We start from the raw sequence: 14,942 nt of genomic DNA, 5'->3' as shown, positions 1-14,942 counted from the left end.
GAAATCATGGATACCCTATTCAGCCTAAAAGTTTTCCGCCAAGTCGTTCAAAGCGGCAGTTTTACCCGTGCCGCCAATCAGCTCGACATCTCCACCGCCATGGCCAGTAAACATGTCAGCCATCTGGAAAACACCATTCAAGCCAAGCTCTTACACCGCAACAGCCGCAACCTCCATCTGACCGAAGCAGGCGAAGAATACTACCGCCAATGCAGCTACGCGCTGGATACCTTGGACACCGCCGCCCAAAAAGCGGCTGGCGGCGTCGAAACGCCGCAAGGTATGTTGCGCGTAACCATGCCACTGTGGTTTGCAGGCGGCAATATGAGCGCATGGTTGGCCGAATACCGCCAGCGTTATCCCAAAGTCACGCTCGACCTCGTCCTTGACAACCGCCATATCGACCTCATTGCCGAAGGCTTCGACCTTGCCTTGCGCGTTTCCAAAACTCCCTCCCCTTCGCTGATCTTCAAACCGCTAGCCAAAATCGAGTTCGTCCTGCTTGCCGCCCCCGACTATCTTGCCCGACACGGCACACCCGATACACCCGAAGCCGTCATGCAGCATCAAGCTATCCTGCCTTCCTATACCAGTCAACAAGACTGGGAAATTACCCACCGCGCTACCGCAGAAAAAGCCATTCTCCACCTCTCCCCGGTTATCCGTAGCGACAACACACTGATGATCCGCGAGCTGATTAAATCAGGTGCAGGCATAGGCTATCAGCCCCTTTGGGCGGTTCAGCAGGAATTGAAGGACGGCACATTGATCCAACTCCTGCCCGATTACACCATCTGGACAGACCAACTGAACGCCACTTATGTCGACAGGGCCTTTCTCAGCGCGAAAGTGCGCAGCTTCATCGACTTTCTCTATGAAAAAATATCGGAAGGATAAACATCAAGGCCGTCTGAAACACTTTTCAGACGGCCTTTAATCAAAGCAATAATCCAATCAATAATTGGTCGAGCAGAACTGTTCGCGTTTGTCCGCATCGGCGGCATAGCATGTCAAACCCATGCCTGACGCATTGCTGTTGTTCGCTTTCGCACCCGGTTTCTTGTTCACCAAAACCTTACCGTTTTTACCGATTTCAACGGTTACGCCTTTGCCGTTTTTCAGCTTCCATTTCAACACTTGCGCATCGGCACTTTGGCATTTGCTGACCGTACAGCCACCTTCTGTCGCGACGTTGCCGTTTTTATAAATCACGCACTGCTGCTGGCTGTCGGTACAGGCCGCATACGCAGCAACGGAGAAACAGGAAATCAGCGCGGCAAACAAAACAGGTTTCATGGTTTGAACTCCTAAGGTTGTGATGATGGGTTTGTGATATTTGGAACTATACGCTTATTTATATCAGCAAGCCATCAAGTATGATGGTAAATAATATATTGATTTAATATTGTATAAATTCAAATATTATCAATTGGTTGGTAGTAAGATACTCATCAGCGCAATATTGATATAGTAGTTGCTTCTACCTATCTTTTCTTTGTGAAGGAACCCGCCTTCTGTCAGTTCGTCCAGATATTTTGCGGCACTGGGGCGAGAAACGTTCAGCGTTTTCATCAGGAAATCGATTTTTGTGTAGGGATGGTTGAATAGGTGGTTAATCAGATCTTGGCTGTAGAAGTTGAAGTTTTCCCTGATGCGGTGTTTGTAGTCCAGCATCGCCTGATGGATCTGCTGCACGGTATCGATGCCGTCCTTGGCGGTTTGTTCCACGGCTTCCAACATATACAACAGCCAATCTTCCCATTCACCCGTATCGCGTACATATTGTAACAGTCGGTAATATTCGCTTTTGTTCCGTACCAGATAGCGGCTGAGGTATAAAACGGGAATATCCAGCAACCCGGTTAAAACTAGATACAGCACATTGATAATCCTGCCTGTTCTGCCATTACCATCGTAAAATGGGTGAATGCTTTCAAACTGGTGATGGAGCAACGCCATACGGATAAGCGGATCGATAGGTTTTTCCGTGTTATCGTTGTTGATAAATGCTTCCAATCTGCTCATCAGGCAAATGATATCGTCCATATGTTGCGGCGGCGTATAGACGGTTTCGCCTGTACGGTCGTTTTTCAGCATCGTCCCCGACTGTTTACGGAATCCGGCACGGTTCTTTTCCAACTCGGCCTGTATCGTCAAAATATGATTGTTGGTCAGCATTCCGTGTTTTTGGATAAGGTCGAAGCCACAATGCAGTGCTGAAGCATAATTCTGTACTTCTTTGATGGCAGGACTAGATGAGCTTGCCGATATTCCTGCGCGGAACAGTTCGTCATGAGTGGTAATGATATTTTCGATTTCGGAACTGTCTTTGGCTTCCTGCAAAGACAGCGTGTTAATCAGAATGCCTTGGTTGGGAATACTGCGGCAGATGCCTTTTAATTCGGCTAGATAACGATGGGCGGAAGCCAGTTTTTTCAAGACGGCAACAGAGTCGAAATCTATTTCAGGAGGGAATTGTTCGATCGAGTACATTTTAGGGTTTCGGTTAAATGATAAAAAAATTCCGTTTTTTTGCTATATCGCTTCAATATGATAAAAAAACGGGATTTTTTTTACAATTTAATTTTATTTATTTGTTTCAAAGAGGTTTTACTTTAAATAGCACTTCAGACTACTGTTACCGCTTCAATTTCGCAAACGCATCTGCCATCGCCGAATTGGTTGGGGCACGCTCGTTGCATTGGGGTTTGCGGTCGCGGCGTTCTTGATGTCGGGTTTCAGACAGCCTGTTGCCTTTGGCTGCGCCGCTCGGTTCGTCATCCAGTCGCATGGTCAGCGCAATGCGTTTACGCGCAGCATCAACCTCCAGCACTTTCACTTTCACCACATCGCCGGCTTTCACCACTTCGCGCGGGTTTTGGACGAATTTATTGGATAAGGCGGAGATGTGCACCAAACCGTCTTGATGGACGCCGATATCCACGAACGCGCCGAAGTTGGCGACGTTGGAGACCACGCCTTCAAGTATCATGCCGACTTGCAAGTCGCTGATTTCGTGGATGCCTTCGGCGAATGAGGCCGTCTGAAACTCGCCGCGCGGGTCGCGGCCGGGCTTTTCCAGCTCTGACAGGATGTCCAAAATAGTCGGCAGGCCGAAGCGTTCGTCAATGAAGTCGGACGCTTTGATTTGCTTCACGCGCTCGCGGTTGCCGATGAGTTCGGCGGCGGTAATGCCTTGTTGCGCCAGCATTTTGGCGACGACGGGATAGGCTTCAGGGTGGACGGCGCTCGCGTCCAGCGGCTCTTTGCCGCCGTTAATCCGCAAAAAGCCCGCCGCCTGCTCGAAGGTTTTTTCGCCCAAGCGCGGTACTTTCAGCAATTTTTTGCGGCTGTCGAACGCGCCGTTTTCATCGCGGTAGGCGACGATGTTTTGGGCAAGGGTTTGATTCAAACCGGAAATTCGCGCCAAGAGTGGGGCGGAGGCGGTGTTCACGTCCACGCCGACGGCGTTCACGCAGTCTTCGACCACCGCGTCCAGCGATTTGGCGAGCTGGCTTTGGTTCACGTCGTGCTGATACTGACCCACGCCGATGGATTTGGGGTCGATTTTGACCAGCTCGGCGAGCGGGTCTTGCAGCCTGCGGGCAATGGACACTGCGCCGCGCAGGGAAACGTCCAAGTTGGGGAACTCGCGTGCCGCCAGTTCGGACGCGGAATAAATCGATGCGCCAGCTTCGGAAACGACGATTTTGTGAATTGGATAGTTAATATAGTCTTCTCCAACAGCCCATTCGATATCAGATAACTGCATATTTTTATCTATTGCTATGTTTCTTATATTTCTTGTTGTCAAACGTGTGATAACTGCTCCAACTAACATATTAGTTTCACGACTAGCTGTTCCATTACCGATAGCAATCACTTGAACTTTATACTTTCTAATAAAAGTGACTAACTGTCGAATAGATTTTTTATCATTAAATAAATAGAAAATAAATGTGTCTATGAGCTTACCTGTTTCATCAATTAATGCAGCTTTGACTCCTGTTCTAAACCCTGGATCTAACCCCAAAATAGATACTCTCCCCGCAGGTGCGGTAAGTAATAAATCTTTTAAATTTTTAGAAAAAACAGTAATGGCATTTACATCTGCTAATTCTTTTAGTTTGGAAAATATCTCAAGTTCCAACGACAAAAAGATTTTCGCGCGCCAAGTCAGGCGCACGGTATCGCGCAGCCATTTATGGCCGTCTGAAACCTTGAAGCGGCGGGCGATGATTTGCTCGTATTCGCTTTGCTGCGTAATCGGCGTGTCGTCGGGCTGGTATTTGAGCGCGATGTTCAACACGCCTTCGTTGCGGCCACGCAATACCGCCAGCGCACGGTGGCTGGGCATGGCGCGGACGGGTTCGCGGTGGTCGAAATAATCGCTGAATTTTTCGCCTTCGGTTTCTTTGCCTTCAACGACTTGCGCGTGGATTTCGGCTTCGTTCCACAACTTGTCGCGCAGCGTGCCGATGAGTTCCGCGTCTTCGGCAAACTGCTCCATCAGAATTGCACGCGCGCCGTCCAGCGCGGCTTTGACGTCGGGGACGTTTTCGTTCAGGTAGCCTTGCGCGGCGGCTTCCACGTCCTGCGGTTGCTCGGCAAGCAACACGTCCGCCAGCGACTGCAAACCGTGTTCGCGCGCGATTTGCGCTTTGGTGCGGCGTTTGGGCCTGTAGGGCAGATACAGGTCTTCCAGCGCGGTTTTGTTATCGGCGGCTTCGATTTGCGCTTTGAGGTCGTCTGAAAGTTTGCCTTGCTCTTCAATGCTTTTTAACACAACGGCTTTGCGCTCTTCCAACTCGCGCAGGTATTGCAGCCGCTCGGCAAGCTGGCGCAACTGCGTATCATCCAGCCCGCCCGTAGCTTCTTTACGGTAACGCGCGATAAAGGGGACGGTCGCACCGTCATCTAAAAGCTCAATGGCGGCATTGATTTGCGCGGTAGTGGCGGAGAGTTCTTGGGAAAGAATTTGAGTAATGTTCATCAATAGAATTCCAACGGACAGGCCGTCTGAAATTTCAGACGGCCTGATTAAAAAACAATCGCTTTAAGGCAGCGAATTATAATATTCGTAGGCTTTGTCCATATCTTCAAACTGGTACATATGCCCTTTTTCCAGCACCATCGCATTATCGCAATATTGCTTCATGGCGCTGTGGCTGTGCGACACCAAGATGATGGAACGGTCTTTGCGCTTCTCAAACAACTCGTACTTACATTTATCGGCAAAGCGCGAGTCGCCAACTGCAATCACTTCGTCAATCAGATAGCAATCAAATTCTACCGCCAACGACAAAGCAAATGCCAAACGCGCCTTCATACCTGAAGAATAACGCTTGACCGGCTCGTAAAGATATTGACCCAGCTCGGAAAACTCTTCGGTAAAGTTCTTCACATAATCGATGTCGACATTGTAAATCCGGCAGATGAAACGCAAATTGTCCATACCGGTCAAGCTGCCTTGAAACGCACCGGAGAATGCCAAAGGCCAAGAAATACTCATCGTACGCTTGATTTCGCCCGTGGTTGGCGGCTCAACGCCACTGATCAAACGGATAAGCGTCGATTTACCTGCACCGTTGCGACCGAGAATACCGATTTTCTCGCCCTTCTCCATTTTGAAGTTGATGTCATGCAAGACTGTCCGCCAACCTTGGCGGGTCAGATACCGTTTGGAAACGTGTTCAACTGAAATCATTGCGGCTCAACCCCTTTGCTGAATCTCGCCACCATCGCCAAACCAAGCAGCAGCAAAACTAAATTACACAACAAAATATACCAAGGATTTTCGTAAGTCGTAACGCTGTTGCCAAAATACCCGGCACGGAACATTTCTGTACCATGCACCATCGGAATCATCAGCACATAGTGTTGCAATTGCTGAGGCAGGTTGTGTACGAAGAAAAACACGCCGGACAAAGGCATCATCACAAAACTGATGGTACTCCAAACCTTGCCAAACGGCTCAAAGTGAAACGCCACCGAACAAATGACCAGCCCCAATCCAACGGCAAACATAGCCATCAATAGCCAAGCCAACAACATATAGAAAATATCTGCCGGTACATCAATCCAGCCGATGACGACCAATGCGAACATAATCACGACCTGCGCAATGGTGGCGCCGGCAATCTCCAACAACATACGCGCAAAAATGGTATCCAAAACGCGTACATTTCGGTGATACAGCAGGCTTGTGTTGGCAGAAATCGAACCGATAGCACGATTAGAAGCATTACGCCACATCATCATCATCGGATAGCCTGTCAGCGTGAATGCCACGATATTCAAGGCTGACACGTTGTTCATGCGGAAAAACTTCCACATCAACACCATAACCAAAGTCAGCAGCAAAGGTTCGACAAACAACCACAAAAAACCAATGTTATTACGACCGTAGCGAGTAATAATTTCACGCATTAAGAGTGCGCCGATTACCCTTTTTTGGATAAGCAGCGACTCCAAAAACGATGTTTTATGTAGCTCTTTCATCAGTTTTTATGCTCACGGATACTTGCCGTCAGCAACACGGCAATGCCATAGACAATCAAACCGATGACAAACGTTGCCACGATGTTGTACAGACGGTTTGGCTCATGTGCCAAGTCAGGTTTGTTCGGCTGGGAAATCACTTCCAAATACAATTGCTGACGATCTGCTTCCGCTTTTGCACTTTCCAAAGAAGTCATCGCCGCAGCCAATTGTTTCTCAGCCAATTCGTTTTCCAAATACACGCGTTGATATTCCGCCGCCTGATTGGACAATGATCCCTCGCCGCCGCCGGAAATCGCTTTCATTTGTTGCGAGATTTCTTTACGCAAGCTCTTCTCACGCGCAATCAAACCTGGAATTTGCGGGTTTTCAGGCGTAACGGCTTTTACCTGGTCCAGCTGGGTTTGAATGACAATCAACTCGTCCTGCAATTTGGATACCAAACCCATTTGCACATCGGATTGCGCCTTCAAGTCAAAAATCCCGTTGGACACACGGAATTTTGTCAATTGGGCAGAAGCTTCTTTAACTTTTTCTTCAGCCGAATTGACCACTTCTTGAGCATAACGAATCGTATCCTGACGAGCACGTTCGTTCAGCTGGTTGATCAATACCTCACCCTGTTTGAGCAAAGCATCATTAATCTTTTGAGATTCACCGGCATTGAACGATGTAACGCTCAAATTGGAAATGCCTGAGACAGAGTCAAAATGGATGGATACCTTATCGCGGTAGTATTGATAAAACGCCTCATCCTCGCCACGCAGGCCAAAACCATTAAAACGGCTGAAGATGTCGCCTTCTTTTTCATAAAAATCACGAACGGGCATTTTCTTACGCAACGCGTCCAAAGCCGAACGCGACTGCATATATTCCTGCACGGTATAAATATCGTCTTGCGCACGAGAGAAACCAGACCCCTGCAAAATGGCACCCAAGCCGTTCAAAGACGATTGGCTCTTAGGAGAACGCACCACAAAGCTGGACTGGGATGTGAACTGATCGGAAGCAAATATTCCGTAATACACACCGGAACACAAAGTCGGCACGATAACCGTTACCCAAAGCAACGGATTAATCTTACGTAACCAAGACTTTTTGGCCTTTTTCTTTTCGGGAGCCGGTTGTTCCGGTTTCACATCCACATTTGCAGAAACTTGCTCAGACATTATTTTCCCCATTAGTTCACTAAATTATTAATACTGTTCGCACCGCTAACCACAGGCGAGAACACAAATGACAAGAACTTGCGTACTTCAGCCATCGGCGCATTCGATACGTACACCACGTCCTTATCCTTCACAGGGAAACGCTGCATCCAAAACATAGAATTCGCATCTGCCAGGTTCAAACGGTAGACCACAGGAATCTCCGCACGATCGCCATAACCCTTTTCAACCCATTTAGATTGTTTCTCAGGAGGCAGCTCGGATAAAGGCGCATAACGGAATACAAATACACCGCGCGCATCTGCACTATAATCCTGCAAGCCGCCCATACGTCCCACAGCCTCAGCCAAAGACAAGCCCTTCACAGAGAAACCAATCTGCTGCGTATGACCGACCGCACCCATAGACGTAAACGTGCTCGGATTAGTAATCATTGTGACTACATCACCGCGGCGCAACAAAATATTTTGACGCGGATGCGCCACCAAATCTTCCAGAGCAATCGTTCTCACAACATTACCGCGTGTCAGCTGTACGTTCGTATCCTGCACATTCGCAGTCGAACCGCCCACGGCAGCCACCGCATCCAACACACGCTCGCCTGCAGCCGTCAAAGGCATACGCACACTGTTACCCGCACGGATAACCGATACATTCGCCGCATTATTTTGCACCATGCGCACCATTACCTGCGGCTGGTTCGCCATTTTTTTCAGACGGCCTTTAATAATGTTTTGCACCTGAACCGGTGTTTTACCGAGGACAGACACATCGCCGATAAACGGCACAGAAATCGTACCTGAAGAGCTGACCATCTGCTCAGGCAGCTTCGTTTGCTGCGCATTACCCGAACCGGTAGACGACAAAGCCCCACCGAACAACACAGCCGGAGGAGCTTCCCAAATCGTAATGTCCAGCACATCACCTATATTGATAGCCCCTATTGATGATGTGCCATCGCCCAACTGAGCAAATGACTGATTAACTTGCGCTTGATATAGCGACTGAGCTACCGCACCATTCACATCAATCAACTCCACCTCCGGCACTTCGGCTGTAGCCGACTGTTGCCCCAAAGCAACAACATTTCGTGTACTTGGGCCGGAAGTAGGAAGAGAAGAGCATGCAGCCAACAGACTGACGCACAACAATAATATGCCCCTGCGGGTAAGACATTCTGCTTTCAACATTGATTAAATCTCACTATACTTTTAATTACGCACGACCATTATAACACCTGATGAAATATTAGGCCGTCTGAAACCTGACATAAGTATCAAAAAACATCACATTACAGCGAATACCGTCATGAGAAAACTTAAAAAACTGATTCGACAACCAGGTGTATTCTTCCGCGACTATCTCAATAAAAGATACCCCGTCCGCAACGCCGAACAGCGTACAACAGAGTCGGACGAACCGGTCATTATCGACAACAGCCTGTATTTAGCCGAACTTGAAAATAGTATCAACCTTCCCCCTATTAAAGTTGATGTCGTTTTCACATGGGTAAATAACCAAGATCCCAAATGGCAGCAGCGTCGCCGCCAATATAGTCCTACTGCCGAACAAAACGCACTCCACAATAATGACGAAGCCCGTTTCAGCAACCACAACGAACTTTACTATTCACTTCACAGCGTGCGTACCTTCCTGCCGTGGGTCAACCATATCTACATCATTACCGACAACCAACGCCCCGACTGGCTCAATCCTGCCGACTATCCCAACGTCAGCATAATAGATCACAGTCAAATCATTGCCCCGCAATACCTGCCCACCTTCAATTCGCATGTAATCGAAGCACACCTGCACAACATTTCTAATCTAAATGAACACTTCATCTATTTTAACGATGATGTATTTGTTGCCCGACCATTACCGAAGGAACACTTCTTTCACGCCAACGGCATTGCTTCACTTTTTATTGCAGACAAAAGCTTAAAACAAATGTCCGAAAGAGGAACCGATACACCCACTCTTTCCGCCTCAAAAAACTGTATCACACTATTACAACAGCACTACGATTGCCACATCGACCGTCCGTTAGTACACACCTATATCCCACTGCATAAAAGCAGCTTTCAATTTGCTTGGCAGCACTACCGTACTGAGATTGAAGCCTTTTTATCCAACCGTTTCCGTTCTAACCACGATCTCAACCTTGCCACCTTCCTCGTACCTTGGCTGATGTTTTTAAACAGGAAATCTACAGTAGGTAATGAAATATGTTATTATTTTAATATCCGCTCCAACAAAGCGCCTGCCCAATATATCAAGCTCTTAGAAAATAAAAAAAATGGGCGGCAGCCACACTCTTTTTGTGCCAACGATTTTCACAGCCAGCAACAGATTGAAAACTACCAGGACAAACTGATTCAAATGCTGGAAAATTACTTCAAAACCAAATAAAAATAAAAGGTCAAAAAAATGAACAATAAAAAATTTCGGAAGCTCTTACGAGACCCTAAACTCTTTTTCCGCGACATGTACGCCAAACGCGTAATGAAACTCAAAAAATACCTTCCCTTAAAATACGAAGGTAATAATCAATTTACAATCGTTTCAGCCGTTTATAACGTCGAAAAATACCTTGATGAATACTTTGACAGTATCGTCAAACAAAGCTTGAATTTCAAAAAACACATTCAAATCATTCTAGTAGATGATGGATCAACCGACCATTCGGCAGAAATCATCAAACGATGGCAAGCTAAATTTCCAAAAAATATCCATTATTTTTACAAAGAAAATGGCGGCCAGGCCTCGGCACGCAATCTGGGTTTGCAACATGTTGAAACCGAATGGGTAACATTCATAGATCCAGATGATTTTGTTTCTTCTGATTACTTCTACAAAACAGATAACTTCTTAAGTAATAATGCCAACATTAGCATAGTAGGTTGCCCATTAGTATTCTACTTTGAAGATAAAGACATGGTGAAAGATACACACCCCTTAAAATATCGTTTTGCTAAAGGAGATGTTGTCCTTCCCTTATCTAATCTAAAAGATCACCTACAATTATCTGCAAGTACTGCTTTTTTCAAAATTGATAATATCCGTAATGCACATATTTATTTTGATGAGGCGATGAAACCTAGCTTTGAAGATGCAAAATTTGTTACTGATTATATTCTAAATACCGATGCCTCAACTAATGCTGCTTTTCTGTCAAAAATCAGTTATTTTTATCGAAAACGTTCTGATGGTTCGTCCACGTTAGATGGAGCATGGAACAATCCATTACTATTTTCTAGAGTAATTGAAAAAGGCTGTATTGAAATTTTAAAAACAGCCAAAATGAAATTTGGAAAAGTCCCTGAGCATATTCAAAGAATCGTCCTATACCATATCATCTGGTATTTTGGTCGTATCGTAAACAAACCTGCAGCATTGTCACACCTAAGTGAGGAGCAAAAAAAACATTTCGTTACCTTATTACATGAAATGTTTTCATATATTGATGAAGCAACAATCCTTCGCTTTAATTTGGCAGGGACATGGTTTTTCCAAAAAGTAGCTCTGCTCGGTTTATTTAAAAATACAGCACCTAAAAGTCAAATTGCTTATATTGAAGATTTCGATTTGAAAAAGAAACAGATTTTGGTGAAATATTTTTCAAATTTCCCAATTGTTGAGCAATGGGTAATCAATGGTAAGGAAATATTCCCTAAATACCAAAAAGAGGTTGTCTATGACTTTCTAGGCAGTTTATACACTAAAGAATACCGCACATGGCTTCCTTGTCACGACATGGGCGATTTAGAACTTTTTCTAGCCGGTAAAAGAGCTAAATTAACTTTTTCAGGAAAACAATTTGACAAACTACCAATCGAAACGGTATTCACTTCATTTAAACAAAAATCCACAGTTAAATCGAATGCCTGGATTTTGATGGATAGGGACAATCAGGCTGATGATAATGCAGAACACTTATATCGTTATATTAGTGAAAATCATCCAGAACAAGATATTTATTTTGCCCTGAAAAAAACATCCTCTGATTGGAAAAGGCTCGAACAAGATGGGTTTAATTTGCTTGAATTTGGCTCATCTGTATTTGAGAGTAAATTAAAAGACTGCGCAAAAATCATCAGTAGTCATGTTGATGGATATATCACACATTATTTCAAAGATGATTCCCTATTAGATAAAGACTACGTCTTTTTACAACATGGCATCACGAAAGATGATTTATCAGGTTGGTTAAATACCAAAAAAATTGCTTGTTTCGTTACAGCGACAAATCCAGAATACCATTCTATTGTGGATAATACGACTGCTTATAAATTTGGTAAAAAGGAAGTTAAACTGACAGGCTTCCCTCGTTATGACCGTTTACTCATCAATAACAATACCGAATCTAAACAGATTTTAATTATGCCAACATGGCGTAGCTCCATTGTAGGCACATATATTTCAGGCACAGAACGAACAAGAAACCCTGATTTCATGAAAACTAACTATGCCAGACATTGGCATGGTTTCATGAATCACGCCATATTAAAAGAACTGAATGATCAAGGTTATCAAATCGTCTTTGCACCACATCCAAGTATTCAGGAATACATGGATGAGTTCACTGTGCCTGACTTTATTAAAATCTATAGCTATTCAGAAGGTAACATCCAATCCGTCTTCCAAAATAGTAGCGTCTTGATTACAGACTATTCATCTGTTGCATTTGATGTAGCCTACTTGAATAAAGCTATTTTGTATTATCAATTTGATTATGATGAAGTATTTTCCAGTGGAAACCACACCTATCAAAAAGGTTATTTTGACTATAACCGAGATGGTTTTGGTGTAGTTGCTTATAATGAAACAGAACTTCTGGCAGCATTAAAAGATCTGGTAGACAATCAAGCTAAAGTACCTGATTTATATCAGAAACGTATTGACAAAACATTCCAATTTAGGGATTCGAATAATTGTGAGCGTGTCTATCAGTCTATTACAGCACTTGACCAACCTGACACTACAGATAATCTGCCTATTATTCAGAATATGATTGCCCAAGCTGAAAAACTTCATGCATGGGACTTGGCTGCAAGCCGTATTCAAACTCTGCTTGATACAGGCCGTCTGAATGCGGAAGAAACAGCTGATTATCACCATCGTTATCTGAACGCTTTATTTGAGAGCAAACAGTTTGATACTTTGCAAAACCTGTTACCTGATTATCCCGATACCGCAGGTTACTGGCACGCGAAAATAGACTTATATATCGGTAATGCCGTTAAAGGGGCGGAATTTTTTGCTGAAAACGAGCATATAGGAACGCAAAATGATTTACTTGTCGCGTTACTTGCAGCCTCGTTTCACCAAGCAAAAAGGCCGTCTGAAAAACTGTTTGCCCGGATAGGTACAGACTTACCCGACTCATATCAACCTTTGTTAGCCGTAGCACAAAAGCTATCGGAGCAGAATTATTTTGTAGCATTGGCTTTACTGAAAACGTATATTGATAGCTTGGATGATCGCACAAAAGGTTATCTCAAACCCGAGCTATTGGCTTCTTACCTCTGCATGAAACTTGGTAACTTACAAGGCGCGCATCAGTATTTGGTTTCTTTTGAAAACCATACTCAAAATGATCCAAGTTGCCGTATCGCCATTGCAAGACTGGCAAAATTACGCGGTGATTCTGAAAAACTATTTACCCAGCTTAACCGTGCCTTTGAAGAAAATCTGCTCTTAATTCCTGAAGATTTAACAGTCGATTATCTGAAAAAAATGTACGCCACCGGCAACACTGACGGCGAAGGATATCTCTTGGCTCAACTGCGCCAAAAATATCCTGAGAATCCGTCTTTGGCCTTGTATGAAGCTGAAAAACTTGCTCAAAACCAAGATTGGGAGTCTGTCACCAAAATATTGGCTGATTTTGCACAAACCTCACCGGAAACGATGTATCTTTATACAACTGCTTTATGCCGTCTGAAAAACCATCAGGCAGCACAACGTTATTTTGACAGTCTCTCTCTACAAGACACCGCAACATATTGGAAACTGGCAGCTGAAATAGCCGAAGCTAAAGGTGACAAGGCATTACAGGCTGAGTGTCTGAAAAAACAATTGGCTTGTTTAGAGTAATCTCTGTCTTATCTTAAAAAAGGCCGTCTGAAAACTTTTATGTTTTCAGACGGCCTTTACTATTAGATTCACTAATCAAGTTCTACTGTTGAATTGATATAGGTAACATGATTCATTTCTGTCAAATCCTTACCTTCATCTATATCTGTATATAAAACATTATTGCGTTCCCAAAATACATCTTTGCGTATAACTTTAGCCGGCACTCCTGCAATAACGCAGTTATTAGGAAACTGTTTTTTCACTACCGAAAATGCACCAACAATACTACCGCTACCAATCTTTGTACCACCCCAAATTGTTGCGCCATAGGCTACCCACACTCTGTCTCCAATGGTAACGTCTTTAGAAACATTTAAACGTTTTCCAGTATGAACATCATAAATCGGGTGTGCATCATCAGTACGGATTTGATTATTAGTGGCAAACATACAATCTTCACCAATGGACAAGGTTGTATGTTCGGCAACAGTAATATAAACCGGATTGGTACTGGTAGTTTTACTGCCGATGTTAATCGTACAGCCTACTCCCAAACACCATTGGCCTTGCATAGAAACATTTTCTCCAATATAGACTTTGCTGTCCTTACCTAAAAATTCCAAAAACACATTACGCAAGTTTGCATTAGGGTGGATAACAACTTCATTTCCACCTCCTCCTAGAAATTGGAAATGACAGTTTCGCAGATTATCAGGTGCAGTAATTTTATTTCCGGAAGTATCAATATAATTACCTGACATCACTTCTTTTTTGCGGCTGTTAACTACTGGACGTTCAGAAAAATATTGTTCCGCACGTTCGGCCAATTTGATAAAGACCGCACAGGTTTGGGCAAAATCCAAAGCACTGACATCATAAATGTATACATTATCCCCATCCTGCTTAGATAAACTGAAGTTTGGAAACATTTCTCCGATATTATTTATCTCACTTTTATTACGATAAAACAGGAAAATCTTCTGCCAATCTAAATTTAAGCTGACAGAAAATGGTGCTTCACGGTCAGATTTGAAATTGCAGTACACATTCTGCTGATAATAAACATCAACAGACGTATTCTTTAATTTGATACTTTTAAGAATTTCTTGCTGAAATTCTTCAGTCGTTTTACCTAACATTAAATTCCCCAAACATGATAAATATGGTTCAAATATTAAAAAAATAGACAGT

General features: G+C 44.3%; 11 protein-coding genes. 3 read left to right on the top strand and 8 right to left on the bottom strand.

The genetic code is table 11. The features are described from left to right. The first annotated feature begins 6 nt into the window (after window positions 1-6). Window positions 7-897 (top strand): LysR family transcriptional regulator, encoded by an 891-nt coding sequence (locus KCG55_RS04935; RefSeq protein ID WP_254323552.1) that lies wholly within the window; start codon window positions 7-9, stop codon window positions 895-897. Window positions 898-954: 57 nt separating this feature from the next. Here KCG55_RS04935 and KCG55_RS04930 read toward each other — a convergent pair whose 3' ends face one another. The 7 genes from KCG55_RS04930 to KCG55_RS04900 form a co-directional block, all read right to left on the bottom strand. Further along, on the bottom strand, window positions 955-1,296 hold the full coding sequence (locus KCG55_RS04930; RefSeq protein ID WP_003683849.1) for a hypothetical protein: 342 nt from the start codon (window positions 1,294-1,296) through the stop codon (window positions 955-957). Window positions 1,297-1,425: 129 nt separating this feature from the next. Further along, a complete protein-coding gene (locus KCG55_RS04925; RefSeq protein ID WP_254323551.1) occupies window positions 1,426-2,493 on the bottom strand; it encodes a Fic family protein in 1,068 nt (355 codons plus the stop codon). A 145-nt stretch (window positions 2,494-2,638) separates the two neighbouring features. Beyond that, window positions 2,639-4,993: a Tex family protein gene (locus KCG55_RS04920; RefSeq protein ID WP_254323550.1), complete on the bottom strand. Its 2,355-nt coding sequence runs from the start codon at window positions 4,991-4,993 to the stop codon at window positions 2,639-2,641. Between the two features lie 63 nt (window positions 4,994-5,056). Beyond that, window positions 5,057-5,707, bottom strand: coding sequence for an ABC transporter ATP-binding protein (locus KCG55_RS04915; protein ID WP_003747991.1), 651 nt, complete (start codon window positions 5,705-5,707; stop codon window positions 5,057-5,059). After that, window positions 5,704-6,501 (bottom strand): ABC transporter permease, encoded by a 798-nt coding sequence (locus KCG55_RS04910; RefSeq protein WP_070646519.1) that lies wholly within the window; start codon window positions 6,499-6,501, stop codon window positions 5,704-5,706. Before KCG55_RS04910 ends, KCG55_RS04915 begins: the two co-directional genes overlap by 4 nt. After that, the gene (locus KCG55_RS04905; RefSeq protein ID WP_188208900.1) at window positions 6,501-7,670 is read right to left on the bottom strand and encodes a capsule biosynthesis protein; all 1,170 of its coding nucleotides are present in this window, start codon (window positions 7,668-7,670) and stop codon (window positions 6,501-6,503) included. Before KCG55_RS04905 ends, KCG55_RS04910 begins: the two co-directional genes overlap by 1 nt. Before the next feature lie 11 nt (window positions 7,671-7,681). Further along, complete coding sequence (locus KCG55_RS04900) at window positions 7,682-8,860, bottom strand: polysaccharide biosynthesis/export family protein (protein ID WP_254323549.1); 1,179 nt, start codon at window positions 8,858-8,860, stop codon at window positions 7,682-7,684. A 118-nt stretch (window positions 8,861-8,978) separates the two neighbouring features. On the opposite strand from KCG55_RS04900, the gene KCG55_RS04895 reads away from it, so the two are divergent. Together KCG55_RS04895 and KCG55_RS04890 are read left to right on the top strand one after the other, a co-directional pair. Next, window positions 8,979-10,082, top strand: a complete 1,104-nt coding sequence (locus KCG55_RS04895) for a stealth family protein (RefSeq protein WP_254323548.1) — start codon at window positions 8,979-8,981, stop codon at window positions 10,080-10,082. Window positions 10,083-10,100: 18 nt separating this feature from the next. Beyond that, complete coding sequence (locus tag KCG55_RS04890) at window positions 10,101-13,769, top strand: CDP-glycerol glycerophosphotransferase family protein (RefSeq protein WP_254323547.1); 3,669 nt, start codon at window positions 10,101-10,103, stop codon at window positions 13,767-13,769. 71 nt (window positions 13,770-13,840) lie between these two features. Here the strand turns inward: KCG55_RS04890 and KCG55_RS04885 are convergent, their stop codons facing one another. After that, window positions 13,841-14,890, bottom strand: coding sequence for an acyltransferase (locus KCG55_RS04885; protein ID WP_254323546.1), 1,050 nt, complete (start codon window positions 14,888-14,890; stop codon window positions 13,841-13,843). Window positions 14,891-14,942: the final 52 nt, after the last annotated feature.

It is taken from the genome of Neisseria subflava (assembly GCF_024205745.1).
GTDB lineage: Bacteria > Pseudomonadota > Gammaproteobacteria > Burkholderiales > Neisseriaceae > Neisseria > Neisseria flavescens_B.
The sequence above is the reverse complement of the archived record's forward strand: the minus strand, read 5'-3'. Positions and strand labels throughout refer to the sequence as shown.

What these genes read in the sequence shown, in the direction of transcription:
- KCG55_RS04885 (WP_254323546.1), bottom strand. Translation starts at nt 14,890, where the DNA reads ATGTTAGGTAAAACGACTGAAGAATTTCAGCAAGAAATTCTTAAAAGT.
- KCG55_RS04900 (WP_254323549.1), bottom strand. Translation starts at nt 8,860, where the DNA reads ATGTTGAAAGCAGAATGTCTTACCCGCAGGGGCATATTATTGTTGTGC.
- KCG55_RS04890 (WP_254323547.1), top strand. Translation starts at nt 10,101, where the DNA reads ATGAACAATAAAAAATTTCGGAAGCTCTTACGAGACCCTAAACTCTTT.
- KCG55_RS04920 (WP_254323550.1), bottom strand. Translation starts at nt 4,993, where the DNA reads ATGAACATTACTCAAATTCTTTCCCAAGAACTCTCCGCCACTACCGCG.
- KCG55_RS04930 (WP_003683849.1), bottom strand. Translation starts at nt 1,296, where the DNA reads ATGAAACCTGTTTTGTTTGCCGCGCTGATTTCCTGTTTCTCCGTTGCT.
- KCG55_RS04905 (WP_188208900.1), bottom strand. Translation starts at nt 7,670, where the DNA reads ATGTCTGAGCAAGTTTCTGCAAATGTGGATGTGAAACCGGAACAACCG.
- KCG55_RS04925 (WP_254323551.1), bottom strand. Translation starts at nt 2,493, where the DNA reads ATGTACTCGATCGAACAATTCCCTCCTGAAATAGATTTCGACTCTGTT.
- KCG55_RS04915 (WP_003747991.1), bottom strand. Translation starts at nt 5,707, where the DNA reads ATGATTTCAGTTGAACACGTTTCCAAACGGTATCTGACCCGCCAAGGT.
- KCG55_RS04935 (WP_254323552.1), top strand. Translation starts at nt 7, where the DNA reads ATGGATACCCTATTCAGCCTAAAAGTTTTCCGCCAAGTCGTTCAAAGC.
- KCG55_RS04910 (WP_070646519.1), bottom strand. Translation starts at nt 6,501, where the DNA reads ATGAAAGAGCTACATAAAACATCGTTTTTGGAGTCGCTGCTTATCCAA.
- KCG55_RS04895 (WP_254323548.1), top strand. Translation starts at nt 8,979, where the DNA reads ATGAGAAAACTTAAAAAACTGATTCGACAACCAGGTGTATTCTTCCGC.